Here is a 26,138-nt window from a genome sequence, read left to right on the forward strand (position 1 = left end):
TTTTATATGAAGAAAATCTGCTTTACTGTCACCACCGACCTTAATTACGACCAACGCATGCAGCGCATCTGTGGGTCTATGGCCAAAAAGGGGTATGTAGTGCAGCTGGTAGGCAGGGTGCTGCCGGTTTCGCTCCCTTTGCAGCCGCAGCCTTATGCGCAGCAACGGCTCAGGTGCTGGTTTAACAAAGGAAAGCTTTTTTATGCGGAGTATATGCTCCGGCTGTTCTTTTACCTGCTCCGCCAGCGCTCCGACGCTTACTGCGCCATCGACCTGGACACGGCGCTGCCAGTTTTTTTTATAGCGCTTCTGAAAAGAAAGCCTTTCGTATATGATGCCCATGAGTACTTCCCGGAAGTGGTGGAGGTGACCCACCGCAAAACCATTAAGGCAATCTGGGCGGCAGTGGAAGGCTTCATAATACGCAGAACCGACCATGCTTACACGGTTACGGCCTCAATTGCCGGAGTGTTCAAGCAGAAATATGGTGCCAGCTTCGAGGTGATCCGGAATATGCCCCCCCTGTTGCCTTACCAGGAGCCTGCAAAGGAGCCGGCCACTATTCTGTACCAAGGCGTGGTAAACGAGGGGCGGGGGCTGGAGCCGCTGCTACGGGCCATGGCAGGAGTAGAGGCAAAGCTGGTGATCTGCGGCCACGGCGATATTTTTGAGGAGCTGGTGCAACTGGCCCATACACTTGGTGTAGCCCACAAAGTAGAATTCAGAGGAAAAGTGCTGCCGGCCGATCTGCTGGAGATAACACGCACGGCTACCATCGGGGTCATGCTGCTCGAGAACAAGGGGCTGAGCTATTACTACTCCCTGGCCAACAAGTTTTTTGACTATATACACGCCGCCACTCCCCAGCTGGTGATAAACTTTCCGGAGTACCAGCGGCTGAACCAGGAGTATGGCGTGGCATTGGAGAGCAGCCTAGAAGTGCAGGAGCTGCAGGATAAGCTGAACCTGCTCCTCACCGATAAGGCCTTGTACCAGCGGCTGCAGCAAAACTGCCGTGCGGCCAGGGAAGAGCTAAACTGGCAGCAGGAGGAGCAGAAGCTCTGGCGTTTTTACAAGCAACTATGGAAAACCCGGGAAAAGCAAATTATTTAGTAGTGGTGGTGGGGCCAACCGCTGTTGGCAAAACAGACCTGTGCGTGCAACTTGCCCGGCACTACAACACCGTTATCCTGTCGGCCGACTCGCGCCAGTTCTACAAGGAGATGAGCATTGGCACTGCAAAACCAAGCCAGGAAGAGCAGCAGGGGGTGCCGCATTATTTCGTCGACTCTCACAGCATTACCGAAGAGTATAATGCGGGTGCCTATGAGCAGGATGTGCTGCAATTGCTGGAGAAGCTATATCAGCAGCACGAGCTGGTCATCCTGACAGGTGGCTCCGGCCTGTATGTGCGCGCCGTATGCGACGGGATGGACGACATGCCGGATGCCTCCCCTGAAATCCGGCAGCAACTCACCGACCAGTACGCGCAGCAGGGGCTGGCACCCTTGCAGGAGCAACTGCAGCAGCTCGACCCGGCCTATTACCAACAGGTGGACCCTGCCAATCCGCAGCGGGTTATCCGGGCACTGGAGGTTTGCCTGGCAAGCGGGCAGCCTTACTCCTCGTTCCGGAAGCAGCAGCGGCCGGAGCGGCCTTTCCACATCATCAGGATAGGCCTGAACCGCGACCGCCAGGAACTCTACCAGCGCATAGACCAGCGCATGGACATGATGTTGCAGCAGGGGCTGCTGGAGGAGGCGAAGGCGCTCTACCCATACCGGCACCACAATGCCCTGCAGACAGTTGGCTACAAAGAGATTTTCGATTTTATGGAAGGCGCCACTGATTGGGAGGAGACGGTGCGGTTGCTGAAGCGCAATAGCCGCCGCTATGCCAAACGGCAGCTCACCTGGTTCAACAAAACCCCCGCATACACCTGGTTCCACCCGGAGCAGTGGCAGGAGATCCTTCATTTTATAGAGCAGCAGCGGCAGCAGAAGCCTTAAAGGCTCCGGAGGGCATTTTTTATTGGAATAATTGCTGGATGTTAGTTGTTGATTGTTGAATTGTTAACCTGTTCAATGGTTTATTTGGGAATAAGAAAGTTTGAAGAAGAGAGGCGGTTATTATAAATGAATTACCATAGCGCTCTGATTTGGCGAAGTTCCGAGAATAACTTTATCAGTAATTATTCCAATAAAAAACGCCCTCCCGGGCTCTCACAGGCAGCAACATAATTATTTGCCTGCGAGAGCCCGGGAGGGCGTTTCCTAAACGGTTTACTTATACCGAAAGCACCTCCACCATTTTGGTGAAGTTCGGGTTGATCAGTTTTCTTTTGGTGAAGGTCTCTTCGAAAGGCGTGTACACCAGCTTGGAGTTGATGAGGCCGGCCATCATGCTCTTATGGCCTTCGAGCAGGCCTTCTACGCAGGCAATACCCAATCGGCTGGCCAGCAGGCGGTCGAAAGCCGTTGGGGCACCCCCGCGCTGCACGTGGCCTATAATGGTAACGCGTGCGTCCATATCGGGCAGGGCCTCCTGCACTTTGGCAGCCACCTTCATGGCGCCGCCTTCCACCTCGCCTTCTGCAATAATCACGATCGACGATGTTTTGGAACGGTTCCAGCCGGTGCGCAGGGCCTCGATAATGCTTGGTATGGTGGTCTCGGTTTCGGGGATCATGACGATCTCGGCCCCGCCGCCAATGGCGCAGGGAATGGCGATATAGCCGGAGTCGCGCCCCATTACTTCCACAAAGAAAACACGCTCGTGGCTGTCGGCCGTGTCGCGGATCTTGTCGATGGCATCGAGGGCGGTGTTCACGGCCGTGTCGTAGCCAATGGTATAGTCAGTGCCGAAAAGGTCGTTGTCGATGGTGCCCGGCGCGCCAACTGTCGGGATGCCGAACTCGTCGTAGAACAGTTTGGCCCCGGTAAAGGATCCGTTGCCGCCTATGGCCACGAGCCCTTCTATGCCGAAGTTCTGCAGTTGCTGAAAGGCTTTTTCCCTTCCTTCGCGTGTCATGAACTCTTTGCTTCTGGCAGACTTCAGAATGGTGCCGCCCCGCTGTACTATATTGCTGACAGAGGAAGACTCCATTTTGAAAATCTCCCCCTTGATCATGCCATTGTAGCCACGTCTGATGCCGTAAACCTCTATGCCTTTGTATACAGCTGCACGCACTACCGCCCTGATGCAGGCGTTCATGCCGGGCGCGTCGCCTCCAGATGTAAAAACTCCTATTCTTTTCATGGGAGAAACGATTTAGTATTTAATAAATATGGTTGGTGAAGAGGAGGTGGTCTCTTTAAGTTAAGACAGCAATTTGGTGAAAAATATTAACAGAAGTAAATATCGCAAGCTTTTTTTAAATCTACCCAAAAAAGGTGCGGGCAGGGAGCTCCAAAAATCAATAATCGCCGTATGAGAAGGCTGTCAGGACTTATTGACAACAGCTTATCCGGATAACAGGTTTCCTGGCAGCTACTAAATCAGTGATTATTCTCGGTGTTAAATAAATTGGGTGACATGATTGTCGTGTCATTTTTGTATACTAGTAGCCTGAAACACCACTAAAGGAGCGAGATATGTTTGGTTTTTTTGAAAGCGATGAAACAAAACGGTTAAAGAGCCACATTAAAAATCTGGGTGCTCTGGCAAAAGTCGACGGGCATGTAGACCCCGACGAAATGAACTACATCGTCGCCATCGGAACAAGGCACGGGCTGAAGGCGCACGATGTAAAGCAGATCCTCTCGAACCTGGACCGGATAGAAGTAAAACCACCTGCCAACGACACCGAGCGGTTCGACCAGATTTACGACCTGGTGGAGATGATGCTGGCCGACGGCATCATAGACGAGAAGGAGATGGAGTTTTGCACCAGCATGGCACTCAAGCTGGGCTTCCGGAAATCAATTGTGGGGGTGCTGGTGCGCAAGATCTCTATTGGTGTAAAAGATGGCATGCCGCGCGAGATGATCCGGGAAGAGGCGCAGGCATTCTTTTATTAATCCGAAGCGTAATGAAAAAAGTCCGTATCCCTATCTCCGTCATTATTTCGACCTATGCAGTTGTGCTGCTGCTGCTTGCGGCCGGGTTCCTGATGCGCGACCAGGGCATACACCGTTTGCAAAGTACGGTGCCGGTTTATTTTCTGTTGAGGTTCTGCACCTTCTGGTTCATCAGTTTTATTCTTGCGGTTATTTTTTACCTGGCTAACCTGAATCTCAATTACCTGGGCACCACCGAAACCGAAAAGAAGTACAGCCTGCAGGTGGGTTTCCTGGCCCTTGGAGCAGGCACGCTGTTGCTGCTGCTGGCGCTTCTGCTGATTATGTACCTTAACCTGTAAAGCCCGGAGGCACGGCTCTGAAGGAACAAGAACCTGTTGTGTTTTTCCACTTCTTGGTTAGTGGCGGCAGAATGTCAGGCGTGCAATGTAGTGCCGGGCGACCGTTTTTTATTAGGCTCTGATCATCTGTTTCCCCATCAACATATCCATCCTTAAATCAATTGTTTAACAGGTCGCCGCCAGATTCTTCTAATGAAAAAGGCCCTCCGGAGCCTGCTGCCGCCTGTCTCTACTCTGCCTCTTCGTAAGCCGTAAAGGCCCCCGACTCATAAACATAAATGGTGGCACGGTCGTCTATGGCTACCGCAATGGCATCGGCTCTTGTCTGTTCCGGCTGATAATCCTCGGTGTTGCGCACGGTGGTGCCTGCCTCTGCCAGATAAAGATAATAGAGGCTCTTCAGGTTGCCACGGTCGTTAAACAAAATATCTCTCTGGAGTTCATGCAGCTGCCAGGCAGCGTCCTGCTGCGTAAAGGCTAGCATGAGGACCTGCTCCCTGTACCGTAACTGCAGGGCCAGGTCCTGGTTGTTGTCGCCGTCAAAATCGGCTTTTACCAGAAACGGGCCCTGTTGCTTCTCGCGGGCATGCTCGTGTGCCTCCTCCGCCAGCACAGGCTGCTGCCAGCCAGGGTATTGCTGCGTTAACAGCGAGATCACCGCCTGTGGCAGCACCAGTTCCGGGTTCTCGTCTGTCCGGGAGGTGGCCGTGCCATCTGTGGGGGTAGTCAGTAAGGTGTCTGCCGGCAGGTTACCGGGGTTTATGCGCTCCGCTGTCACCTCATCTGATTTAGGGGTGCAGGCAAAGACGAGCAGCAGCGCGGCAGGAATTATTTTCTGTAGAAACGGCATGGCAGATCTGGTTTGAGATTACATACTTCTGTTTCCGGGTTGGTGTTACAAAGGCCAGAACACCGGCACCAGCACAATAATGGCGGCCAGCAGCAGGAGGGTAAGCGGAGAACCTATTTTGATGAAGTCCATGAACCTGTACTTGCCGGGGGTATACACCAGGATGCAGGCCGGCTCAAAAGGTGTGACAAGCGAAACCGAGGCCGCCAGCATAATAGCGATAGCGAAGGAGCGCGGATCTGCATCCATCTCTAATGCCGTGCGTATGGCAACTGGCACAATTACGAGGGCTGCGGCCGCATTAGACATGGGCTGGGTGAGTATGACCGTGAGCAGCACAAAACCGGCAAGCACCGCTATCTTGCCCCAGGAGCCAAGCAGATCCACAATGCCTGTAGCCAGAAAATCGGCTGCACCAGAGTTTTCCATGGCTGTTCCGAAAGCCGACATGCCCCCGATCAGGATGAGCAGGCGCCAATCTATGGCCTGGTAGGCTTTGCTGCTGCTGATGCAGTTGAGCAGGATGCTGATGATGGCCGCCGACAGAAAGGCGATGGAGAGAGGCAGCAGCTCCAGCGTGCCAGCCAGAATGGCCAGTACAAAGCAGGCAATAGCCAGGATGCCTTTTCGTTTCTTAAAAAGAACAGGTGCGAAGGAATTGAGCATGGCCAGGTTGCGTGAGCCGCGAATATTCTCCAGCCGGTCTGTGGCGCCCTGCACCAGCAGCACATCTCCCAGTTTCAGGTGTATGCTCCCGATCTTGCTTCGCAGGGTTTCGCCGTAGCGCGAAACCGCCAGCACTACCAGGCCATAGCGGCGCAGAAACTCCGACTCCTTCACCGTTTTCCCTATCAGGTCCGACTGCCGGGTGATCATGGCCTCCGCCAGGTTGACATCGTCCGTCACCAGGTCTCTTTCCAGTATCACATCCGCCATAATGTCTATGCCCTTGGTTTCCTTCACCTTCATCAGGTTCTCGATTTCTCCTTCTACCAGCAGGATGTCGTTCTCATTGATGCGGGTACGGAAGTCTGGCAGGAAATTGTCTTCGCCCCGTATCACGTTTATGATCCTGAAGTTGAGCGAAGCAAGATCGGAGGCATAGATCAGCTGGCCTACCAGCGGCGAGTAGGGCCTTACAACGATTTCCGTCATGTATTTCTGCAGCATGTACTCCTCGGTAAGTTGCTGGTCGGCATGGTCGGGGAGCATGCGTTGCCCTATGGTCATCATATAAACCACCCCGATCAGAAAAATAACAGAGCCGATAGCGGTAATTTCGAACAGCCCCACTGGTTCCAGGCCAGCCTTTACGATATAGCCGCTCACCGCCACGTTGGTGGAAGTGCCGATAAGGGTACAGGTGCCCCCCAGAATGGCCGCGTAGGCCAGAGGCATCAGCAGCTTGGAAGGGCTCATGTTTATTTTTTTCGACAAGCCGGTGAGGGGAGTCACGAACATGGCCGTAACCGTGGTGTTGTTCATAAAAGCAGACACGAGGCCAGTTACCATCATAATTACGAAGAGCATCAGGTTGGTGCTCCTGGTAGCCAGCCGCACCAGCTTTACCACCACAAAATCCAGGATGCCAGTCTCCTCCAGGGCGGCACTCAGGATAAAGATAGCGGCAATGATAATGATGAAGTCGCTGCTGAAGCCGGCAAAGGCCTCTTCCGGCGTCACGATGCGGGCAGCCGTGAGCACAACCAGCATCAGGAGGGTCACAATTTCCACCGGCAGCTTTTCGGTGGCAAACAAGATCACCGCAATCAGGAGCAGTGAGAGCACAAGGGCTATTTCCATAAAAGCGATAAAAGTATGGCGATGCTAGGGTTTACCCATACAGGTGTAGCTTGGGCTTTTACGTACACTTGCGCCACAAGATTGCCTTCTGCCGCAAATTTATCCAAAGGTCATGCTGCCAGGTGCAGCAGCACCGGCCTGTTAGCCTTTTTGAATGGAAGATTTGGTTCATGTGCTGATGTGCCAATTGTTAAATGGTTAAATAGTTGATTTGGAAATTTGAAGCTGAATGACAAGAGAAGGCTAGCAATTGCATTTAACCTCTCACTCCACTAAAACTAAACGCTGAAAAAGTCCTGTGTTCTGCGTCCTTTTTATGCAGCACCAACAACAGCAGATACTCTGGAGGGCCGTTTTCATTAGAATAATTCAATAAAAGAGACCTCCTGCACGAGCCGCGCAGCTAAAGGGCTCCGTCAATTAATTTTTGGAAAATTCAGGTGACGTTACAAAAGTTTCAAACAGGCCAGAGGCCTTGGGAATAGTCGTCATGGCGCGAGGACGCCCACGCCATGACAATTTCTAATTTGAAGCGCCCTGGTAAGGTTCTCGGAACCTGGCCAGGGTGCTATCCTACTGCTTCTTGTACTGATTGGAGAATAAGGGTGCAGGCGTCTTTTATCTGGTCTTCTGTAATGGTGAGGGGCGGGGCAATGCGCATGGAGTTGTCGCAGAACAGGAACCAGTCGGTGAGCACACCGTTCAGGATAGCCTGGTCTATCACGGCTTTCAGCACCTCAAACGACTCAAACTCTGCCGCCATCAGCAAACCGCAGTTCCGGACCTCTTTTATGCGCGGGTGCACCAGCAGGCTTTTAAAGAGCTCTGCTTTCTGCTGCACACCAGTCGTTAGCTGCTCTTCCAGCACCACCCGGATGGTGGCCAGCGAAGCCGCGCAGCTAACCGGATGACCGCCAAAGGTGGTGCAATGGCCCAGGATGGGGTTGGTTTTAAAGGCTTCCATAATTTCCTGCGGCGCAATAAAGGCGCTGATCGGCATGCCGCCCCCCATGCCTTTGGCGCACACCAATATGTCCGGCTCAATGCCGAACTGCTCGAAGGCCCAGAAGGTGCCGGTGCGGCCAAAGCCACACTGGATCTCGTCCAGGATCAGCAGGGTGCCGGTTTGGTTGCATCGCTCGCGCAGGTGCCGGAGGTACTCGTTTTGTGGCACCCTAACGCCAGCCTCGCCCTGCACGGTTTCTATGAGCACGGCGGCGGTGCGCTCCGTAATGTGCTGCAGGTCCTCCAGCGCGTTATACCGTATGTGGCGCACATCTGGCAGCAGCGGCCGGAAAGCGTTCTTAAAACTCTCGCTGCCGTTCATGGAGAGGGAGCCCTGGGTGGAGCCGTGGTAGGCGTTGTAGCACGAGATAAGCTCTGTGCGGCCGGTATGGCGCTTGGCCAGCTTCAGGGCTCCCTCCACGGCCTCAGATCCTGAGTTCAGGAAATAGGTGTTGTTGAGCCGCGCCGGCAAAGTCTGGCTCAACGCCTGCGCCAGCTGCGCCTGAGGCCCCTGCACAAACTCGCCGTACACCATCAGGTGCATGTATTTGTCGAGCTGGTCTTGTATGGCGCGCACCACGCGCGGGTGCCGGTGCCCCACGTTGCTCACGCCTATACCCGAAATCAGGTCCAGGTACCGTTGCCCCTCAGAGCCGTACATGTACACGCCCTCTGCCTTTTCTATCTCTATCATCAGGGGGAAGTCTGATGTCTGCGCTACATGCTGCAGAAACAATTGCCGCTGTGAAACCATGCCGCAAAGATACTTAATTGCAATGACATACAGGAGCCGGTGCTGCGCAAGGGATGTACGACAAAGTGCCCGGTGGCTTAGTTACTTTCCTGCTTGGCTCAGAATGTAATTATTCTAATGAAAAAGCCCCTCCAGAGGCTTTTTAGAAGGTAGCTGGCAGATGCTGAATATAGTTAGTGACACATTATATAGGCATTTGTTTCACCTATCCTTTTGATACAATCAATAAAATGTCGTGTGTCGTTTAGCGCGAGGTGATGCCATGCACGGTTCCGGAAAGTTAAGTCGATGTCTATAATGGATGTTAGATTTTTTTGACAGAGGCTTATAGAATTCCTGCCGCAGGTTTACAGGATGTAGGGATTCTCATGCTGGTCGCAGCATGAGAGGTACCATGCTTTTGTAAAGATCATTTTCTGGGATGAGGTTTGTCATTTGCAAAATGATAAGAACCTTTCAAATTGCGTACGCTACATTGGGCGCAGTGCAGGGGCAAATGCTGCCTATTACCAGAGTGGCTGTAGCACCAGCCACCTGGTTCACCTCCTATAACCACGGGTTCCGCAAATGGCAGTTACGCTGCTTTAATTCAGGGTTAAAATCTTCAACGTAGCCTCAGAATTCAGGCAACAAAATTCCAACGTTAAATTATTATATAATGAATGTAACAGAAGAAAAGCGAACGGGTAACAAGATCATGCACAAGGAAAAGCAATACGACTGGCATCATCTGGAAGTTGCCCAAGCCCTGGATCTGCTACAGGTTTCTCCTGACAAAGGGTTGGACCAGGGCGAGGCGGAGGGGCGGATAGCAGCGTACGGCCGCAATGTTATGACTCCCAAAAAGAAGCAGAGCGCTTTTATCCGGTTTCTGCTGCAGTTCCATCAGCCACTGATTTATATCTTGCTGGCTGCCACCGCGATCACACTTTTCATGCAGGAGTATATCGATGCCGCTGTCATTTTCGGGGTGGTGCTCCTCAATTCCATTATCGGCTATATACAGGAGTCGAAGGCCCTGGAGGCAATAGATGCCCTGGCTAATAGCATGACGGCCAGAGCGCATGTGATCAGAGCCGGCAGAAAGCAGAACATCGATGCGCAGGAACTGGTGCCGGGCGACGTGGTCCTCATTCAGTCGGGCGATAAGTTCCCGGCAGACGTGCGCCTGGTGCAGCAGCGCGACCTGAAAGTAGATGAGTCGGCCTTGACTGGGGAGTCGGTGGCAGTGGAGAAAAATACCGATACGGTGCCTGCCGATGTCGTGCTCGGTGACCGGCTGTGTATAGGCTTTTCATCTACGGTAGTAACCTATGGCCACGCCAAAGGCGTGGTGGTGGCTACCGGCGATCATACAGAGGTTGGTAAAATCCAGCAGTCGATCGCCAGCGCCCAGGATCTGGAAACACCGCTTGCCCTTAAGATTAAAGCTTTCAGTAACCTGCTGTTGTGGGTAATCTTAAGCCTGTCGGCTATTGTTTTGGTAATAGGGCTGATGCGGGGCATTCCATTCGAAGAAACATTTATGATAGCCATAGCGCTGGCAGTGAGTGCCATACCCGAGGGGCTTCCGGTTGTTGTGACCATTATGCTGGCCTTGGGCGTTTCTAAAATGGCCAAGCGGAAAGCCATTATCCGCAAGTTGGTGGCTGTGGAAACCTTGGGAAGCACCAGTGTGATATGCTCTGACAAAACAGGCACGCTTACTGAAAACCAGATGACGGTGCAGCAGGTCGTAGCCGGGGGCAAGTTTTACGAAGTGAACGGGCTAGGGTATCGCCCTCAAGGGCAGGTACTGGAAAACGGAAAAGCAGCAGACCTGGCCAATAACAGAGCGCTAGAATTTTGCCTGAAAGCCGGGATGCTCTGCAGCAACAGTGCCATTCTGGAAAAAGATGGCCAATGGATAACGGAGGGCGACCCTACAGAAGGCGCCATGATCGTCACAGCACGCAAAGCAGGCTTCGAAGAGAAACAGCTGGAGCGGGAGTACCCGCGGCAGGATACGATCCCGTTTGAGTCGGAGTACCAGTACATGGCAACCCTGCACAGAGGCGATGACCCGGTGATTTTCCTGAAAGGCTCGCTGGAAGCGGTGCTGGAGCGTTGTTCTGAGGCCCTGCAGCCTGACGGCAGTACCACCAGCCTGGAGAAAGAAATAATCCAGACACAGGTGGAGGAAATGGCGGCAGAAGGCCTTCGTGTGTTGGCTTTTGCTATGGCAGAAGCACCGGAAGGGAAAGATAGCATCGAACATGGCGACACTAAAGCGGGCATGTTTTTCCTGGGAGTGCAGGGCATGATTGACCCGCCGCGCAAGGAAGCTGTGGAGGCCGTAAAGCTGTGTCAGAAGGCAGGCATAGAGGTGAAGATGATTACAGGCGACCATGCCACCACAGCCTCTGCCATTGCCAGCCAGATAGGCCTGAAGGGCCGGAAGGAGAATGGGAAACTAGTGGCCGTAGCCGGGCGGGTGCTGCAGCAGATCGAAGACAAGGAATTAGAGGAAGTAGCCGAAACCACCTCTGTTTTTGCCCGCGTATCGCCCGACCAGAAGCTCCGGCTCGTGAAGGCGCTGCAGGCCCGCGGCAAAATAGTGGCCATGACCGGCGACGGAGTGAACGACGGCCCGGCGCTGAAGCAGGCCAACATCGGCATCGCCATGGGTATTACTGGCACAGACGTGGCCAAAGATGCCTCAGACATGATCCTTACCGACGATAACTTTTCCTCTATAGAAGGGGCGGTGGAAGAAGGCAGAAGCGTGTTCGACAACCTGATTAAGTTTATTGTCTGGACCTTGCCAACCAACCTCGGCGAGTCGCTCATTATTATTGTAGCCGTTATACTGGCTTCGCAGCTTCCGGTGCAGCCAGTACAGATACTCTGGATAAACATGACTACCTCTACGTTGCTGGGCCTTACGCTTGCTTTTGAGCCCAAGGAGCCCGGCATTATGGATCGCCCGCCCCGCCCTGCCAACAGACCTATTCTCACACAAGGGCTCATCATGCGCTCGCTCCTGGTAGGCGTGGTAATGCTGACAGCCGCCTTTGGTTTGTATCTTTACGAATTGGACAGGGGGGCCACGTTGGCAGAGGCCCAGACCGTAGCAACCACTGTGTTTGTGGTATTAGAATCTTTTTACCTGCTAAACTGCCGCTCTCTTGTAAAATCTATACGGGCCATAGGGTTCTTCTCCAACATGTGGGTTTATTATGGTATCGCCGCCATGTTTTTGGTGCAAGCCCTCTTTATTTATGTACCTGGCATGAACACGCTGTTTCACTCCAGCCCACTGGATGCCATGCAGCTGCTCCGGATATTCGGTGCCGGGGCGGTCTTGTTCATCATCGTGTCGGTAGAGAAATATATTCGGTCCAGGATCAAAACGCGCAGATAGAGCAAATGAAATTACAAAATGCCTAGCGCAGGCTGAAGTTAGTAGAATAATTAGAAGAGGCTGCCCAAAAGTGGAGCAGCCTCTTCTTTTATGGAATAATACCACTATTGCTTCATTTGTTCGTCTCTATCCACAGAGCTGTCCCCTGACAGACCTTTCTTTGTATGCACCAGACCATAGTCGTCAGGCTAAGCAAAATGCTTTCATACTGTTATTCCAGAAAAAGCCGCACCACTGGCCTTTTTGGGGCATTTTTCAACAACAAGCACAGCGGCTGCTCAATATGCAAAAATAATATATAAGCGCCTGACGGCCTTTCTCCTACTTAGCCTGACCGGTATGATGAACAGGCCAATTGCTGACTCACCCCAAGTACACTGTCAGGGGGGGCAGCGCACGAAAATTTAAAGCCCAGAATCCAAATGAGAATGGCAGAAGCAAGAAAATAAAAAGTCCTGTGCAGCCTCAAACACTGATAGTGCCCGTAATTACTCCCTTTTAGAGTGTGCCCTTGCAACTCGTATTTTCATCCCTCTGACTTTTCAGAACTGGCGATAGCAGCTTGTCAAGGATTGGCTTTTGAAACTCTGTAATCAGCAACAAATGGCTCCAGCTGCAGTCCCGCACCAGCGCGTCCATTTTATCGAGTTCTCTTCCTGAAATTATTCTAATGAATAAGCCCCTCCGGAGATTCTTTCTGCTGATGCTGCATCTCTTATGAGTAAATTGACATTTAAGCCCCGATAAATAACAATATCTGGCATATATATTGCAGCTCTAATATCCATTGGCTAAGTCCTACATCATAATCATATAAAACTATGAAACTACGCTTTACCCTATTGCTGCTGCTCAGCAGTGCAGGGGCGCTGTTTGCTCAAAGCAGGCATACCATCAGCGGGTACGTGCGGGAGAAGGGGAGTGGCGAAACGCTGCTCGGGGTGGTGGTGTACCAGCCGGGCACCAGCGTTAGCACCACCACCAACACCTACGGCTTTTACTCCCTTACCTTGCCCGCCACAGACTCTCTGGCACTAACCTATGCAATGGTTGGCTACCTGCCCGAGGTACGGAAGGTAAGCCTGAAACAAAGCGTGGAACTGAACATAGCGCTGCAGTCAGGCGCCTCCCTCAAAGAGGTGGAAGTGGTGGGGAACCGGGTGCAGCGGGTAAGTGAGTCGGTGCAGATGAGCTCGATCGACATCCCGATATCGCAGATCAAGGATATCCCGATGCTGCTCGGTGAGAAGGACGTGATGAAGGTGCTGCAGCTCATGCCGGGTGTGCAGAAGGGCAGCGAAGGCAACAGCGGCATTTATGTGCGCGGTGGCGGCCCAGACCAGAACCTGATCATCCTTGACGATGCCACTGTATACAACGCCTCGCACCTGTTCGGTTTCTTCTCGCTTTTCAACGGCGATGCGCTGAAGAGTGTGGAGCTGACAAAAGGCGGCTTCCCGGCGCGCTATGGCGGGCGGCTTTCTTCTGTAATAGAGCTCAACATGAAAGAAGGGAACAAGGAGGAACTGCACGGCGAAGGCGGCATCGGGCTGATCTCATCGCGACTGATGCTGGAGGGGCCGATCAAAAAAGGCAAATCTTCTTTCCTGATCAGCGGCCGCCGCACCTATGCCGATGTGATCGCCCGGCCTTTTATGAAACTGGAAGATGGCACGGCCGGCTACTACTTCTACGACCTCAACACCAAACTAAACTACGATTTCGGGCAGAAGAACAAGCTCTACTTAAGCGGCTACTTCGGGCAGGACCGCTTTTATTACAACGACAAGTACGAGGACAGCAAGATGCGCGGCGGCCTTGATTGGGGCAACGCCACCGGTACCCTACGGTGGAACCACCTTTTCAACGACAAGCTCTTTGCAAACACCTCCCTTATCTTTAGCCGCTACCGTTTTAACATCGCAATAAAGGAGGAGCATACAGGAGGAGACAAATATGAGCTGCAGTACTTCTCGGGCATCCAGGACCTGTCTTTAAAGTACGATGTGGACTATATGCCCAACCCGCAACATGCAATCCGGGTTGGCTTTCAGTCTACGCTCCACCGGTTCCAGCCGAGTGCGCTGGTGGTAAAGGATACAGAGCTGGCGCAGAACGACCGCCGTGTCAAGAACATAGATGGTGTGCAGTCGGCGGTGTATATCGAAGATACGTTTAAACCGATGCCGGGGCTGCGACTGAATGCCGGTTTCCGCCTGAGCCATTTTGCTGCTAAAAGCAAAACTTACCTGATGCCGGAGCCGCGCTTATCGGCCGCCTATAACATTCGTGACGATTTTGCCATGAAAGCCTCTTACGCCCAGATGAACCAGTACGTGCACCTGCTCAGCAATACCGGCATCGGGCTGCCAACCGACTTGTGGGTGCCTACCACCGACCTGGTGGCGCCACAGCAGTCGCGGCAGGTGGCAGTGGGATTTGCCAAAGATTTTAAGGAAAAGGATATTGCCCTGACAGTGGAAGGCTACTACAAAAAGTCGCGGAACATTATCGGCTACAAAGAGGGCGCCAGCTTTATGACGATAGATGACCCGGAAACGGCCGAGGAGGTGAAGTGGGAAGATAACGTGACCAGTGGCCAGGCCTGGTCTTATGGGGCAGAGTTCCTGCTGCAGAAGAAGGTGGGGCGCTTCTCAGGCTGGATCGGCTACACCCTCTCCTGGACCCAACTGCAGTTCGACTCCCTGAACTTCGGCCAGAAATTCTACGCCCGCTACGACCGCCGCCACGATTTGTCTTTGGTAGGCATCTATAAACTCAGTGATGCCATTACCCTGTCGGGCACCTGGGTGTATGGTACCGGCAACGCGATTACGCTACCGGTGGGGCATTTTAACAGTGACCCCAATCATCCTTCTAGAAACAGCCATGGGGGCGGTATGTACTGGCAGCAGGCAACGGAGTATGGTGAGCGGAATGGGTACCGCATGGCACCATACCACCGCATGGATGTGGGCGTACAGTTCCACAAGGCCAAGCGTTGGGGCGAGCGCACCTGGGAGGTAAGCTTCTACAATCTTTACAGCCGCAAAAACCCCTTCTTCTATTACCTGTCTGAAGAATACAACGGGGGACAGACCTCTGAGACCAAGCTGAAACAGGTATCGCTGTTTCCGATTATTCCATCAGTTAGTTACGGATTTAAATTTTAGTGGCCGCACCTTATCCTGTACCTCATGAAGACTAATTATTTAAACAGAAACCGTATTCCGCAGCTCGTGCTGCTCCTGCTCACGCTGTTTGTGCTGCCAGCCTGCGAAGACGATGTGACCAACATCAGGAACCTCGACGTAAGTCCGAAGCTAGTGGTAACCTCATTCATCTCGCCGCAAGACACTTTTCTGGTAGCAAAGCTCCAGACCTCCCAGCCAGCCATAGGCAAGATGCTGAGCGAAGAACAACGCAAGGTGAAAGATGCTGCCGTTACCATATCGGATGGCTTAACAACCGTGACGCTGCCGTACAATGCCGACCTTAACAGCTACCAGACAGAAGCCGTTAACCTGCCTCCTGTGGCGGGCAAAACCTATACACTTAAAGTATCCACGCCTGCCGGCGCTAAAGCCGAAGCCTCCTGTGTAGTGCCTGCTGTCGACAACATCGAAATTACGGAGATCAACTATACCGCCACCCGGGATGATGAGGAATATCACCACAACTTCTGGCGCTATGACCTCAGCTATAAATGGATAGATGCCCCCGGCGTAACCAACTATTACCATGCCCTTGCTTATATGAAGTACCAGGTAGAGGTTTGGCCGAACAAACTAACCATGTTCAATGATATCTATCCTACGCTGGATAAGGGGAACCTGGTTAAAGATGAGAGTGCCGTTAATAATGTGCTGCAGTCTCCCAAATTTACACAATATGGCAACGACCTGGGGCCGGTGCCCAGGCCGTACACCTTGTATGCTTACCTGATGGTAACAGAAAAGCACTATTACCTGTACCACCGGTCTGTGCTGGAGCAGCAGGAGGTAAGCGGCAACCCTTTTGCTGAGCCGAAATTCATTTACTCTAATATGGCAGGTGCGCTGGGGGCTTTTGGCGCCTACAACCGGCTGGAGGCGGTAAAGGAGATAAAGTAGGGAATAATGTTCCGAAAGCAGGAGCTGGGCCTGTTTTGGTAAGAGCCATGCACATAGTTTCGCTGCTTAAGATCATCTGGGAAATTTGTTCTCGGGGAAGATTCATGGGCAGGACTCTGCTATTTTTAAAAAATAATTGTAATGATGCGGTCAATTAATGCGTAATAGCTTATTGGTACTCACCTGCTGGTCCGGAACATGGAGGCAAAAGCAGGAAGCAGCATACTGGTTTAAGGTATTATTAAAATCTAAATTAACGAAATATGGCAACCGGCACCTCATACAACGACTTACTAAACACCAGGCAGAAGAAACTGGCTTTCTTCCAGAACATTGTTTTACTAGCCATAGCCGACAGGCATGTGGATGAGCAGGAAAGTGATTTTCTGGTAACGATAGGAGACCAGTTAGGGCTTACGGAGAAGGATACACAGCCAATCACGGATAATTTGTCGGTGCTCAGTTTTATAATGCCCGAAGATGGGATGCAAAAAACCATGGAACTGCAGACGCTGGTTTTGATGATGTTGCAGGATGGCGAGCTGGAAGAACGGGAATACAACCTCTGCCTGGAGTACACCCGCCGGATCGGCTACAGCAAAGAAATATTAGATGACCTTATTACGCAACTTACGAAGAGCTGAAAGGGAAAAGCAGGAGGGGGACATCAGGATGTCCCCCTCCTGCTTTTCCTGCTAATGTGCAGCCGTGTGTATTAAGCAGGCAGCAAATCCTGAAACCAGAATCCTGTGTCGTACCCTGCTGTTTCATCAGCAGATACACCATACTGCTTCAGCACCCGCTCCCCAAGCGAGTAATTGACAGGAGCTTTAAAAATCGGCCCATCGAACACGAAAGAATGGAACTCTCCATTTTCGCCGCAGGGATCTACGCCGGCAGGTAAATCATCAAGGAACGACTCGTCCAGCAGACGACCTGCAAAAGAAGCATTCAGGAGGCGGGCGTTTACGCTAACCACCACCGCCTTAAAACCAAGTGCGATAAACTCCCGCACCAACTCATCGGTAGGCTGCTCCCACAAGGGGAAGACGGCTTTTAGCCCCACCTTTGCCAGCTGCTGCTCCCGGTAATCGCGTAGGTCCTGCAGGTTTATGTCGCCGAAAATGGCATGGCTGATGCCTTCCTGCTGTAGCTGTTGCATGGTGGTGGCCATCAGGTGGTTGTAGGCTTCCATGCCGGTATTGTCTGGCAGGAGCATTTGCTGCAGCGGCAAACCGATTTGCAGGGCCTGTTGTTCGAGCAGTTCCTGCCGCACACCATGCATGGTAATGCGCCGGGTGGCATTGCTCAGGGTTGTCAGTAATCTGTCTATTATATAAGTGCTATCCTGCTGTGTGCGGTGCAGGCAAAGAGCCGAGTCTTTTCCGCCGCTCCAGTTAAACACGCTTTTCATGCCGTGGACGTTTAGTTTCTGTTCAGGAATTAGGAACTCAAATTTACCTTATTAATTCGGGCGGCAGCCATAGAAGCGGAGATACTTTTACCGATTTAGTACCCTGCGTGGCACCATATTCGTAAATAGAGAAGGAGCCGAAGGTCGGCTTGCAAAGAAAAATACGCAACTTAACGAAAGGAGATACTATGCCACAAGGAGATAAATCGGCTTATACAGACAAGCAAAAGCGCAAAGCCGAGCACATAGAAGAAAGTTACGAGAAGAAAGGCGTCAGCCACGAAGAAGCTGAGAAACGAGCCTGGGCCACTGTGAATAAACAAGATGGCGGTGGCAAAAAAAGTGGCTCCGGCAGAGCCAATCATAAGAAAGACTAATTGAAGTCAGAAAGTTGGGGTATTGTTATAAAAGTAAGGAGTTTAGTATTAGCCATATTTGTGTCCTGAACCTTTTATCTATTTATTGGTACTCCTTAAATGATAACGGGGCCTGAAGGTTGATTTCAGGCCCCGTTATTTTATGGGTAATTATTTGTGTAAGCATTCGGGTTATCCTCTTCTATCGTGACAGCAAAAGGAGCACCAGAGGTTGGCCTGTTATGGTAAAGAACTTTTTTGCGGGCCTCAGCCTTGTTTCGCTGCTTGTTCCAGAGCAGTAGGGCAATACCCGTCGCTGATAAAATCCCGGCGGCCAGCAGGGGGGTGGCAACGGGGTTCTTAACGGGAGGCGGCACCATGACCACGCCCTGCTCATTGGCAATAGCGGGTTGTGCCACATAACGTCCGTGTGCGGGCACAGCCATTTCCCTGAAATTGCGGGTAAGGGCGTTAAGCTGTTCCCTCAGTTCCCGGCCCTGCATGGGCAGGCCATGACCTGTGGCGGCCACATTTGGTTGGAGGTTCGCCAGTTTCTCGACCGAGCGCTGGGCCCTGGTCCAGTCTGGTGTAAAATAGGCTGGTGGCCCATGCACCTCCTGCTTCTGCGTTATCACCGCCAGCATAGACTCGCCGTGCCGGGTAACAAAGGCATCGCCTGCCAGCAGCACCCTGTCCCGCTCCCTGAAAAAAGAGACATGGCCTGGCGTGTGCCCAGGGGTTTCGAGCCAGTGCCAGTCCGGCAGTCCGGGTATGGTGCCGTCGTCGGGCAACAGCTCAATGTTAGAGGTAATATCGATCGGCTTCTTGGGGTACATAAACGACAGGTAAGACATGCCCCCTCCGCCCACACTGGGGTCTGGCGGCGGGTAGCTCGAGAGCCCGGTCAGGTATGGCAGTTCCATGCGGTGGGTATATACAGGCACATCCCATTCAATGGCCAGTTCTTTCAGAGCGCCAACATGGTCGAAGTGGCCGTGCGTGAGCAGAATAGCTTTGGGCCAGTTATATTTCCCAAAGAGCTCTTCGGCGGCCTGCTTTATTTTTCCGGCGGAGCCGTAAAGACCTGCATCCACCAGTACCCAGGGAGTAGTTTCGTCTGCAACCGCCTCGCCCGCAATAAAATAGAGGTTAACTAATACAGTTTTTAATCCCCATACGCCCGGGGCCACATAGAAGGTGTGTTTGCTACCTGTAGGAGTCAATTCTTCGTTAGTTTGCATGAGAATTTGTCTTTTAATAATTAATTTATTGAACCGCAGCGGCTTTTTATTACGGTTATGGAGCGAAAGTGGCTACGTCTTTGGCAGGTTCTGACCTAAAAGAGCCAGGAATATTTTTTAGTGTAGGTACTTTTATATGTAATTAATTTTTCGTAAATATCAGTTGTAAATCAAATTAAAGCATAAAAGCCCGCCAGCAGATCAGGTTCCAACGTCAGGATCTTTTATCGAGGCACAGTATTTGAGCGGTTTATTTCTACAGGACTTACAATTTAATCCGGCAACATTTCCTGCCTTGCAGGAATTTTTTATCTTTCTGAAAAGTTGAATAGACATGGTAAACTTATTTGTACCCCCAAGCTATATGATGGTTTACGCAAAATGCGTAGATGCGTCGCGACCAACATTCGAACCAGAGGAGTGGATTGAGGAAGGCAAAGTATACCCGGTAAAGCATTTTACGGAACCAATTAACCAGGGCGAAGGATTTGCTGTAACTATACTGGATGAAGATGGCGTAGAAATTCACCCGTCATCGTCTCACTGGAGTTTTGCTTCGCACCGGTTCGAGCTATACACCCTACACCTGAACTAAATCAAAATCAGGATATCATCGTTTAACCTAAAAGGCTGCTCCGGCAGCCTTTTTTGATATAGACAGGGAAGAGCCTGCCCGGACCATTGGCAAGCCAACTGAGGCGGGTGCCTTGTCAGCATGTTTTTTCACTTTGTTTTTAACTGATACGGGCAAGCCTATAGAAAATTTTATACTTATGTTTAATGCAGAAGATTTTAACAACCTGCCCCCTTTGGTGCAGGCAGAGCTGGTGTTGAATGAGGGACATTATCTGCATCACCGCATTAAAGGCTGGTGCAAAATAGATTTGTACTGGCTTTATGACTTTTATGTGGAGCTATGGTTTTTCTATGACCTGAAGAGCATCGGCCTGGTTCGCGCCCTCACCAGCCACCAGGCCCTGGAGCCCTACCTGGAGACCATCCACTTAAAGGTGAAGACATAGTTCTTCGTGCGCCAGACGCGGGGGGATGGCTTTTTGGCTTAATGGTTAAATGGTTGATTTGGAGATGTGAAAATGGATTCCGGCCTCATTTCAACCAGAGGAGTTCTGGCGGGGTGGTATTAGAAGAAGCGTTAGGGCAGATGATCAAATTATTCAAATCAAAACTGCCCTCCGGAGTTATTTTCTGCTCCTGTTCCGGCTTTTAGCCTACAAAAGTGTTGATAATTGCACTTCTTGCAGCATATGCGGTTTTTGTCGGTTCTCGGGTAATTATTCCAATGAAAATGCCCCTCCAGAGAAATTTCTGCTGCCAAAGACCCGGCCGATTACTCTTTATACTACACGAAGCTCTAATTATGGATCAACTCATAACGCATAACTCATAACCCCCTCATCCTGATTCAGCCAAAAAAAGCTAACTTGCGGCATTATTATATTTTAGAGCATGAGCAGAAATTTATTGTTGGTAAGCACCTCTACTACCCACGGCACCGGTTATCTGGAGCATTGTGAGGAAGAGATGAAGCAGCTTTTTGAAAGTAAAACGACCGTCCTGTTTATTCCGTTTGCCCGGCCCGGCGGCATTTCGCACAGCGCCTACACGGCCAAAGGCAAAGAGGCTTTTGCCCGGATCGGCATAGAGCTGAAAGGAATTCATGAGTTTAATGATCCTGTAGCGGCCGTGCAGCAGGCAGAGGCCATGTTTATCGGAGGTGGTAATACATTTTTGCTGCTCAGGCAGCTTTACGCCCAGCAGCTGATAAAACCGATACAGGAGCGCGTACTGAAGGGGATGCCTTATATGGGCACCAGTGCGGGTACCAACGTGGCAGGCCGCACCATCGGCACCACCAACGATATGCCCATTGTGTTCCCTAAAACCTTCGATGCCCTGCAACTCGTGCCGTTCAACCTCAACCCGCACTACCAGGATCCGGAACCAGACTCCACGCATATGGGTGAGACGCGCGAAACACGCATCCAGGAGTTTCATGTGCACAACACCCAGCCAGTGGTTGGGCTGCGGGAGGGGAGCATGCTGCAGGTGAAAGGAGATAAGATGAAACTGCTCGGACCTCTAAGCGCCCGCGTTTTTCTGCAGGGCCAGAAGCCACAGGAGTTTAAACCCTCCCACGATGTTAATTTTCTGCTGGATTCCGTATAGCCGTTCCATCTGAAACCAGAAACGGCTGCCTTTTTAAGAAGGCAGCCGTTTCTGGTTTCAGATGAATCCGAATTACGGATTGTGCGGTTTGTGGTCGAGCTTGCGGAGCAGCATTTTAGTGAATTCCCGCTCGCCCCGGTAAAGCTGGGCCAGCTGCCTGGGCGAGATGATGCGCTGGTATTTGGCTGCATACTCCTGCTCCAGGTTCAGTTCCTTCTGCTTCAGCACAAATATGCCGTCCAACATGGCTTTTACTTCCGGGTCGCTCAACTCATCTATCTTTTTGCGATAGCTCCCTTTGTGGGCAGCATAAATTTCACGACGTTTCGTTTCAAATTCGTGGTATATCGGCCAGAATTTTTGCGCCTGGTCGGGTGTCAGGGCCATTTTATCTGTCAGGAAAGCGACTTTGGCGCTCTCCACATTTTCCCGCCGGCTTTTCTCTTTGTCTGTTTGGGCCATGGCCGTGCCAGTGGCCAGGCAACAGATAAAGAGAAGTAAAAGGGTGATGTAATGTCTCATGGGTGTACTAATATGTTAAATTGCTTAGTTGGTAGTACTCTAGTTCCTCTTCTGCCACTTCCGGGCTAATATTCATAAAGTCGGAGGTTATTTCCTGCTCCGTCAGATTCAGTTCCTCAAAGTCTGATGGCTCCAGGTGCACATGGGAGGCGCTAAGGTAGGTGAGGATCTCGGTTTCGCCGAGGCGGGAGGCGTATGATTGGAAGTCACTCTGCTGTGGCTGCTCTTTTACATTCAGGAAATAGACGCCTACAAACACGAGCAACAATACCAGCGGAGCAAACGCCAGCCGCACAGGTTTCCAGATAGAAAACCCGGAGCTCGCAGCGCTTGTTCCCCGCGAAGCTGTCCGCTCCATTATCTGCCTAGGCAGGCGGTCGAAGTAGCCATCAGGGGCCTTGTAAATGTTCTTTTTTGGTATCTCGTTTAGCTTCATCTCTCCTCACGTTATCATGCTCTGTTAGTTAGATAGAAAAAGGTTGTAAAAGTTTAATCATTTTTTAAGAATTCCTCTATTTTTTTTGCAGCTAGGTGATAAGAGGCTTTCAGAGCGCCTACTGAAGTGCCCAGAATCTCAGATATTTCTTCGTACTTGAGCTCATCGTAATAGCGCATGTTAAATACCAGGCGCTGCTTGTCGGGCAAACGGAGCAATGCTTTCTGAAGTTTTATTTGGATCTCCTCTCCGGATATATCGGAGGAACTGTCTATTTTATCGGCAAGCTCTGCCGTGATATCGCCGATGGGCAGAAAGAACTTTCTTCTTTTACTGGATAAAAAAGTAAGGCACTCGTTAGTGGCTATCCGGTACACCCAGGTGTAGAGCTGTGCATCCTGCCGGAAGTTCTCCAGGTTTTTCCAGACCTTGATAAAAACCTCTTGCGTGAGGTCATCGGCATCGTCGTGGTCAATAACCATTTTCCGGATGTGCCAGTAAATTTTCTGCTGGTACTTCCGGATAAGCTGGTTAAAGGCCAGATTGCGGCTATCGGGGCTGGCGAACTTCTCTAAGATCTCTTTGTCTTCCACGGGGCGGCAATTCTACGAAGAATACAGTAGGTTTTTCTGTTTTAATGGATTTAGTAATAATCTTTCTTTTATCCTGATTTCGGGAAGCATTAATCTTACTCCGGTTGTGTGGTAGTATGTAGCCTTCTAACCACGCTTTCCTCCTGCAAAGATCTTGTGGGCGAGAGGCAACAGCAGAAGCTATGGGCAATTTTTGTCTGAGTTAGCATAGCTGCTGGTACAGCTGTGACAGCGGAGTAAAGCTGTTTCATTGCCGGAGTCTTTGTTTTTTTTGTCTTGATACAAAAAGAACCAAAAAAATCAAGACGCGAAAAACTCGCTGAACGCTCAGACAGTTTAGCGTCAATTGGTGCACCGGGCAACCGATTTCTGCTTTGTTGCTACCTGCCGCAATACATAATTTCAGATGGCTGCTACCGCACAACTGAAATTATTCTAATCAAAACAGCCCTCCTGAGCATTCTGCGCTTGCTGATGCTGCTCAAATATATGCCTAAGCAGGTCCTTAGGCTTTTATTCATGCTCGAAGAACAAAAAAAGGCTGCACTTGTTAGGGTACAGCCTTTTTCTGCTTACGCTTGTATTGTCTATGCCTTTTTGCGCGCTATCACACGCTCTGCAGCTGCTACAATATCATTCTCAGATAAGCCGTATTTTTCCATCAGTTGCTCTGGCGTGCCGCTTTCACCGAAGGTATCGTCGGTGGCAACGTACTCCATTGGCAGCGGCGTGTTGCGCACGAGCAGCTGCGCGATGCTATCGCCCAGCCCGCCCAGGCGGTTGTGCTCCTCAGCCGATACCACGCAGCCTGTTTTAGCCACTGAAGCTAAGACTGCGGCTTCGTCGAGAGGTTTAATGGTGTGGATATTTATAATTTCGGCATTGATACCTTTCTCTGCCAGAATATGGCCTGCCAGAATCGCTTTCCATACCAGGTGACCGGTGGCGAAAATACTTACATCAGTACCTTCGTTCAGCATCACGGCCTTGCCAATTTCAAACTTCTGGTCGGCAGGGGTGAATACCGGAATAACCGGGCGGCCAAAGCGCAGGTATACCGGGCCTTCGTAGTCGGCAATGGCAATGGTGGCGGCTTTGGTCTGGTTGTAGTCGCAAGGGTTGATCACGGTCATGTGCGGCAGCATCTTCATCATGCCGATGTCTTCCAGGATCTGGTGCGTGGCACCGTCTTCACCCAGGGTAAGGCCGGCATGCGAGGCGCAGATTTTTACGTTCTTGCCGGAGTAAGCGATAGACTGGCGGATCTGGTCGTACACGCGGCCGGTGGAGAAATTGGCAAAGGTTCCGGTGAACGGAATTTTACCGCCTATGGTAAGGCCGGCTGCAATGCCCATCATGTTGGCTTCTGCAATACCGATCTGGAAAAAGCGCTCCGGGTTCTCCTTGATGAAGTCGGCCATTTTAAGGGAGCCAACCAGGTCGGCGCAAAGGGCTACTACATTCGGGTTCTTCCGGCCGAGCTCCAGCAAACCTGCCCCAAATCCGGAACGGGTGTCTTTTTTCTCTGAATAAGAATACTCTTTCATCTGTATGATTTTTCTTAAAGGTCAGATGGAATTTGCATGTCGTCGTGGCTCATCTTTTTACAGCTGATGTTCAGAACATGCGCCTTTCATTTATCTGTTGAAAATTTTTACGGTTGTTGTTGCGCCTGATCTAATCGTGAAGTCTTTCACATCGGTAAATTTACTCGCATGGGCGGACTTCATACGGTAAACCAGTCTATAGTTTCCCGGCTGTAGGGCCAGGGTTATTCTGCTGCTCTGCTCCGGCAGGTTGTGCAGCCAGCGTTGCGTGCCGTCTTCCTCCAGGCTATAGATGCTTCCGTAGCCCTGCAGGTCCGATGGTATGTTCAGCTGGCCTGGTTGCGGTATGGTGATCGGCGTAGGCTGTCCCTGCTTTATCTCCACACCTTTCATATAAATGCGGGGCAGGGTCAGCAACTCCAGATCGTATTTGCCAACCAGATACTTGTGCCTGCTGCCAAAATTCTGCACCTGCAGCGTTTGCTCTGAGCCCTGCTGCCTTACAATGGCGGCCAACTGCCCATAAGGTGACGGGCCGTCCTGGCGCAGGTGCAGCTCACCCTGCGGGGCCGTTACCGGAAACACATTGTGCCGGCCAGGCTTGATACCGAGGCTGCGGGCCACTACCGGGGGTGTGGTATGCACCACCAGGTCGTAGGGCAGGAGCGCATCGATATCCAGTTTGTCGGCCTTGCCGCTGGCATCTTTGTAATGCACAAAGTTGTACTCCGGCTGTCCGGTGAGCGCGTTCAGGAACGTCATGTTCACGTTGCTCTCTACGGGTTTGCCACTGCCATCCACCAGTTCCACGGATACCGTGGTAGGGGAGAGCGTCTGGAGCACAATCTCCGTGAGCACCTTCTGAAAAGTGCGCACATCGGCTGCGTTAAAATATTGCCCGATACAGTTCAGTTCTTCCACCTGCCCCGCCTCTATACCAATACCGATCACGAACGGGCGCAGAAAGATACGCTTGCGCTGCAGGGCCAGGGAAGTGGCACAAGGATCGCCTTTGCACGACTCCAACCCATCGGTAATCAGAATGATGACATTGCGGGCACCTTTCTCATCCGGAAAATCGTTCGCCGACTGCTCCAGCGAATAGGTAATGGGGGTGTTGCCCCGCGGCACGATCTGCTCCAGTTTTTTCTGGATCGCCTCCTTGTTATTGGCGGCGAAGGGTACTTCGAGCCGGGTGTCTTTACACTCGTTTCGCTCCCGCCCGAACTGGTGTCCATATACCCGCAGGGCCACCTCCAGGTGCTGGTACTGCTCCAGCGAGTCTGTGAGCCCGGCCAGGAGCTTTTTGGCTACTGCCATGCGGTCGCTTTCTTCCCATTTGGCCAGCATGCTGCCAGAGGCATCGAGCAGGAACAGAATGCGCGTAACAGGCTGCTTTTGCCTGGCCTCCTGGGCAACAGCAAGCCTTCCTGCTGCGAATAGGAGCAGAAAGCAAATCAGAGCGGTTATGCTGCACCAGTGTTTCATGCTGCCATTTCAGGACAAGTAAAGCATGGTAAGCCAAGCGGCCCAGAGGCGCAACTGGCTCGGCAAC

23 protein-coding genes are annotated in these 26,138 nt (G+C 51.7%); 12 read left to right on the plus strand and 11 right to left on the minus strand.

The genetic code is table 11. The annotated features are described in order from the left end of the window. The first annotated feature begins 6 nt into the window (after positions 1-6). Both FJM74_RS07495 and miaA read left to right on the plus strand, forming a co-directional pair. Positions 7-1,113: a glycosyltransferase gene (locus FJM74_RS07495; RefSeq protein ID WP_206684011.1), complete on the plus strand. Its 1,107-nt coding sequence runs from the start codon at positions 7-9 to the stop codon at positions 1,111-1,113. Beyond that, on the plus strand, positions 1,083-2,009 hold the full coding sequence (gene miaA, locus FJM74_RS07500) for a tRNA (adenosine(37)-N6)-dimethylallyltransferase MiaA (RefSeq protein WP_187261970.1): 927 nt from the start codon (positions 1,083-1,085) through the stop codon (positions 2,007-2,009). The genes FJM74_RS07495 and miaA overlap by 31 nt, the downstream gene beginning before the upstream one ends. Positions 2,010-2,286: 277 nt before the next feature. Here miaA and pfkA read toward each other — a convergent pair whose 3' ends face one another. Further along, a complete protein-coding gene (pfkA, locus tag FJM74_RS07505; RefSeq protein ID WP_187261971.1) occupies positions 2,287-3,258 on the minus strand; it encodes a 6-phosphofructokinase in 972 nt (323 codons plus the stop codon). A gap of 335 nt (positions 3,259-3,593) precedes the next feature. Between pfkA and FJM74_RS07510 the strand changes: the two genes are divergently transcribed. Further along, positions 3,594-4,019 (plus strand): tellurite resistance TerB family protein, encoded by a 426-nt coding sequence (locus FJM74_RS07510; protein ID WP_187261972.1) that lies wholly within the window; start codon positions 3,594-3,596, stop codon positions 4,017-4,019. Between the two features lie 11 nt (positions 4,020-4,030). Further along, a complete protein-coding gene (locus FJM74_RS07515; RefSeq protein WP_187261973.1) occupies positions 4,031-4,360 on the plus strand; it encodes a hypothetical protein in 330 nt (109 codons plus the stop codon). Positions 4,361-4,589: 229 nt separating this feature from the next. Here FJM74_RS07515 and FJM74_RS07520 read toward each other — a convergent pair whose 3' ends face one another. From FJM74_RS07520 to FJM74_RS07530, 3 genes are all read right to left on the minus strand, one after another. Continuing rightward, complete coding sequence (locus FJM74_RS07520) at positions 4,590-5,210, minus strand: hypothetical protein (protein WP_187261974.1); 621 nt, start codon at positions 5,208-5,210, stop codon at positions 4,590-4,592. Between the two features lie 45 nt (positions 5,211-5,255). Then, positions 5,256-7,013: an SLC13 family permease gene (locus tag FJM74_RS07525; protein ID WP_187261975.1), complete on the minus strand. Its 1,758-nt coding sequence runs from the start codon at positions 7,011-7,013 to the stop codon at positions 5,256-5,258. Between the two features lie 568 nt (positions 7,014-7,581). Continuing rightward, complete coding sequence (locus FJM74_RS07530) at positions 7,582-8,772, minus strand: aspartate aminotransferase family protein (protein WP_187261976.1); 1,191 nt, start codon at positions 8,770-8,772, stop codon at positions 7,582-7,584. Between the two features lie 658 nt (positions 8,773-9,430). On the opposite strand from FJM74_RS07530, the gene FJM74_RS07535 reads away from it, so the two are divergent. The 4 genes from FJM74_RS07535 (at position 9,431) to FJM74_RS07550 (ending at position 16,931) form a co-directional block, all read left to right on the plus strand. Next, the gene (locus FJM74_RS07535; RefSeq protein ID WP_206684012.1) at positions 9,431-12,175 is read left to right on the plus strand and encodes a cation-transporting P-type ATPase; all 2,745 of its coding nucleotides are present in this window, start codon (positions 9,431-9,433) and stop codon (positions 12,173-12,175) included. 821 nt (positions 12,176-12,996) lie between these two features. Then, positions 12,997-15,348: a TonB-dependent receptor gene (locus FJM74_RS07540; protein ID WP_187261977.1), complete on the plus strand. Its 2,352-nt coding sequence runs from the start codon at positions 12,997-12,999 to the stop codon at positions 15,346-15,348. A gap of 24 nt (positions 15,349-15,372) precedes the next feature. Beyond that, positions 15,373-16,287, plus strand: coding sequence for a DUF4249 domain-containing protein (locus tag FJM74_RS07545; RefSeq protein ID WP_187261978.1), 915 nt, complete (start codon positions 15,373-15,375; stop codon positions 16,285-16,287). A 263-nt stretch (positions 16,288-16,550) separates the two neighbouring features. Next, on the plus strand, positions 16,551-16,931 hold the full coding sequence (locus tag FJM74_RS07550) for a hypothetical protein (protein WP_187261979.1): 381 nt from the start codon (positions 16,551-16,553) through the stop codon (positions 16,929-16,931). A gap of 71 nt (positions 16,932-17,002) precedes the next feature. Here the strand turns inward: FJM74_RS07550 and FJM74_RS07555 are convergent, their stop codons facing one another. Next, complete coding sequence (locus FJM74_RS07555; RefSeq protein WP_187261980.1) at positions 17,003-17,701, minus strand: Dph6-related ATP pyrophosphatase; 699 nt, start codon at positions 17,699-17,701, stop codon at positions 17,003-17,005. 188 nt (positions 17,702-17,889) lie between these two features. Between FJM74_RS07555 and FJM74_RS07560 the strand changes: the two genes are divergently transcribed. Beyond that, positions 17,890-18,078, plus strand: a complete 189-nt coding sequence (locus FJM74_RS07560) for a hypothetical protein (RefSeq protein ID WP_187261981.1) — start codon at positions 17,890-17,892, stop codon at positions 18,076-18,078. A 140-nt stretch (positions 18,079-18,218) separates the two neighbouring features. Here the strand turns inward: FJM74_RS07560 and FJM74_RS07565 are convergent, their stop codons facing one another. After that, positions 18,219-19,298 carry an MBL fold metallo-hydrolase gene (locus tag FJM74_RS07565; protein WP_187261982.1) on the minus strand — a complete coding sequence of 360 codons (1,080 nt, stop codon included), beginning with the start codon at positions 19,296-19,298 and terminating at the stop codon, positions 18,219-18,221. A 364-nt stretch (positions 19,299-19,662) separates the two neighbouring features. Here FJM74_RS07565 and FJM74_RS07570 point away from each other — a divergent pair, with 364 nt between their 5' ends. The 3 genes from FJM74_RS07570 (at position 19,663) to pepE (ending at position 21,485) form a co-directional block, all read left to right on the plus strand. Continuing rightward, positions 19,663-19,893, plus strand: coding sequence for a hypothetical protein (locus FJM74_RS07570; protein ID WP_241738986.1), 231 nt, complete (start codon positions 19,663-19,665; stop codon positions 19,891-19,893). 178 nt (positions 19,894-20,071) lie between these two features. Continuing rightward, a complete protein-coding gene (locus FJM74_RS07575; RefSeq protein ID WP_187261984.1) occupies positions 20,072-20,320 on the plus strand; it encodes a hypothetical protein in 249 nt (82 codons plus the stop codon). A gap of 445 nt (positions 20,321-20,765) precedes the next feature. Continuing rightward, positions 20,766-21,485 (plus strand): dipeptidase PepE, encoded by a 720-nt coding sequence (pepE, locus tag FJM74_RS07580; protein ID WP_187261985.1) that lies wholly within the window; start codon positions 20,766-20,768, stop codon positions 21,483-21,485. A 72-nt stretch (positions 21,486-21,557) separates the two neighbouring features. Here the strand turns inward: pepE and FJM74_RS07585 are convergent, their stop codons facing one another. The 5 genes from FJM74_RS07585 to FJM74_RS07605 form a co-directional block, all read right to left on the minus strand. After that, the gene (locus FJM74_RS07585; protein WP_241738987.1) at positions 21,558-22,007 is read right to left on the minus strand and encodes a Spy/CpxP family protein refolding chaperone; all 450 of its coding nucleotides are present in this window, start codon (positions 22,005-22,007) and stop codon (positions 21,558-21,560) included. Between the two features lie 7 nt (positions 22,008-22,014). Continuing rightward, the gene (locus FJM74_RS07590; protein WP_187261986.1) at positions 22,015-22,443 is read right to left on the minus strand and encodes a hypothetical protein; all 429 of its coding nucleotides are present in this window, start codon (positions 22,441-22,443) and stop codon (positions 22,015-22,017) included. A 53-nt stretch (positions 22,444-22,496) separates the two neighbouring features. Beyond that, positions 22,497-23,036: an RNA polymerase sigma factor gene (locus tag FJM74_RS07595; protein WP_187261987.1), complete on the minus strand. Its 540-nt coding sequence runs from the start codon at positions 23,034-23,036 to the stop codon at positions 22,497-22,499. Positions 23,037-23,623: 587 nt separating this feature from the next. Continuing rightward, a complete protein-coding gene (locus FJM74_RS07600) occupies positions 23,624-24,583 on the minus strand; it encodes a transketolase family protein (protein ID WP_187261988.1) in 960 nt (319 codons plus the stop codon). A gap of 90 nt (positions 24,584-24,673) precedes the next feature. After that, positions 24,674-26,071, minus strand: a complete 1,398-nt coding sequence (locus tag FJM74_RS07605) for a vWA domain-containing protein (RefSeq protein WP_187261989.1) — start codon at positions 26,069-26,071, stop codon at positions 24,674-24,676. Positions 26,072-26,138 lie beyond the last annotated feature (67 nt).

This window comes from Pontibacter beigongshangensis, from assembly GCF_014332515.1.
GTDB lineage: Bacteria > Bacteroidota > Bacteroidia > Cytophagales > Hymenobacteraceae > Pontibacter > Pontibacter beigongshangensis.

Bases quoted from the DNA above. Each gene is read 5' to 3' on its own strand.
- FJM74_RS07495 (WP_206684011.1), top strand. From the start codon at position 7: ATGAAGAAAATCTGCTTTACTGTCACCACCGACCTTAATTACGACCAA.
- miaA (WP_187261970.1), top strand. From the start codon at position 1,083: ATGGAAAACCCGGGAAAAGCAAATTATTTAGTAGTGGTGGTGGGGCCA.
- pfkA (WP_187261971.1), bottom strand. From the start codon at position 3,258: ATGAAAAGAATAGGAGTTTTTACATCTGGAGGCGACGCGCCCGGCATG.
- FJM74_RS07510 (WP_187261972.1), top strand. From the start codon at position 3,594: ATGTTTGGTTTTTTTGAAAGCGATGAAACAAAACGGTTAAAGAGCCAC.
- FJM74_RS07515 (WP_187261973.1), top strand. From the start codon at position 4,031: ATGAAAAAAGTCCGTATCCCTATCTCCGTCATTATTTCGACCTATGCA.
- FJM74_RS07520 (WP_187261974.1), bottom strand. From the start codon at position 5,210: ATGCCGTTTCTACAGAAAATAATTCCTGCCGCGCTGCTGCTCGTCTTT.
- FJM74_RS07525 (WP_187261975.1), bottom strand. From the start codon at position 7,013: ATGGAAATAGCCCTTGTGCTCTCACTGCTCCTGATTGCGGTGATCTTG.
- FJM74_RS07530 (WP_187261976.1), bottom strand. From the start codon at position 8,772: ATGGTTTCACAGCGGCAATTGTTTCTGCAGCATGTAGCGCAGACATCA.
- FJM74_RS07535 (WP_206684012.1), top strand. From the start codon at position 9,431: ATGAATGTAACAGAAGAAAAGCGAACGGGTAACAAGATCATGCACAAG.
- FJM74_RS07540 (WP_187261977.1), top strand. From the start codon at position 12,997: ATGAAACTACGCTTTACCCTATTGCTGCTGCTCAGCAGTGCAGGGGCG.
- FJM74_RS07545 (WP_187261978.1), top strand. From the start codon at position 15,373: ATGAAGACTAATTATTTAAACAGAAACCGTATTCCGCAGCTCGTGCTG.
- FJM74_RS07550 (WP_187261979.1), top strand. From the start codon at position 16,551: ATGGCAACCGGCACCTCATACAACGACTTACTAAACACCAGGCAGAAG.
- FJM74_RS07555 (WP_187261980.1), bottom strand. From the start codon at position 17,701: ATGAAAAGCGTGTTTAACTGGAGCGGCGGAAAAGACTCGGCTCTTTGC.
- FJM74_RS07560 (WP_187261981.1), top strand. From the start codon at position 17,890: ATGCCACAAGGAGATAAATCGGCTTATACAGACAAGCAAAAGCGCAAA.
- FJM74_RS07565 (WP_187261982.1), bottom strand. From the start codon at position 19,298: ATGCAAACTAACGAAGAATTGACTCCTACAGGTAGCAAACACACCTTC.
- FJM74_RS07570 (WP_241738986.1), top strand. From the start codon at position 19,663: ATGATGGTTTACGCAAAATGCGTAGATGCGTCGCGACCAACATTCGAA.
- FJM74_RS07575 (WP_187261984.1), top strand. From the start codon at position 20,072: ATGTTTAATGCAGAAGATTTTAACAACCTGCCCCCTTTGGTGCAGGCA.
- pepE (WP_187261985.1), top strand. From the start codon at position 20,766: ATGAGCAGAAATTTATTGTTGGTAAGCACCTCTACTACCCACGGCACC.
- FJM74_RS07585 (WP_241738987.1), bottom strand. From the start codon at position 22,007: ATGAGACATTACATCACCCTTTTACTTCTCTTTATCTGTTGCCTGGCC.
- FJM74_RS07590 (WP_187261986.1), bottom strand. From the start codon at position 22,443: ATGAAGCTAAACGAGATACCAAAAAAGAACATTTACAAGGCCCCTGAT.
- FJM74_RS07600 (WP_187261988.1), bottom strand. From the start codon at position 24,583: ATGAAAGAGTATTCTTATTCAGAGAAAAAAGACACCCGTTCCGGATTT.
- FJM74_RS07605 (WP_187261989.1), bottom strand. From the start codon at position 26,071: ATGAAACACTGGTGCAGCATAACCGCTCTGATTTGCTTTCTGCTCCTA.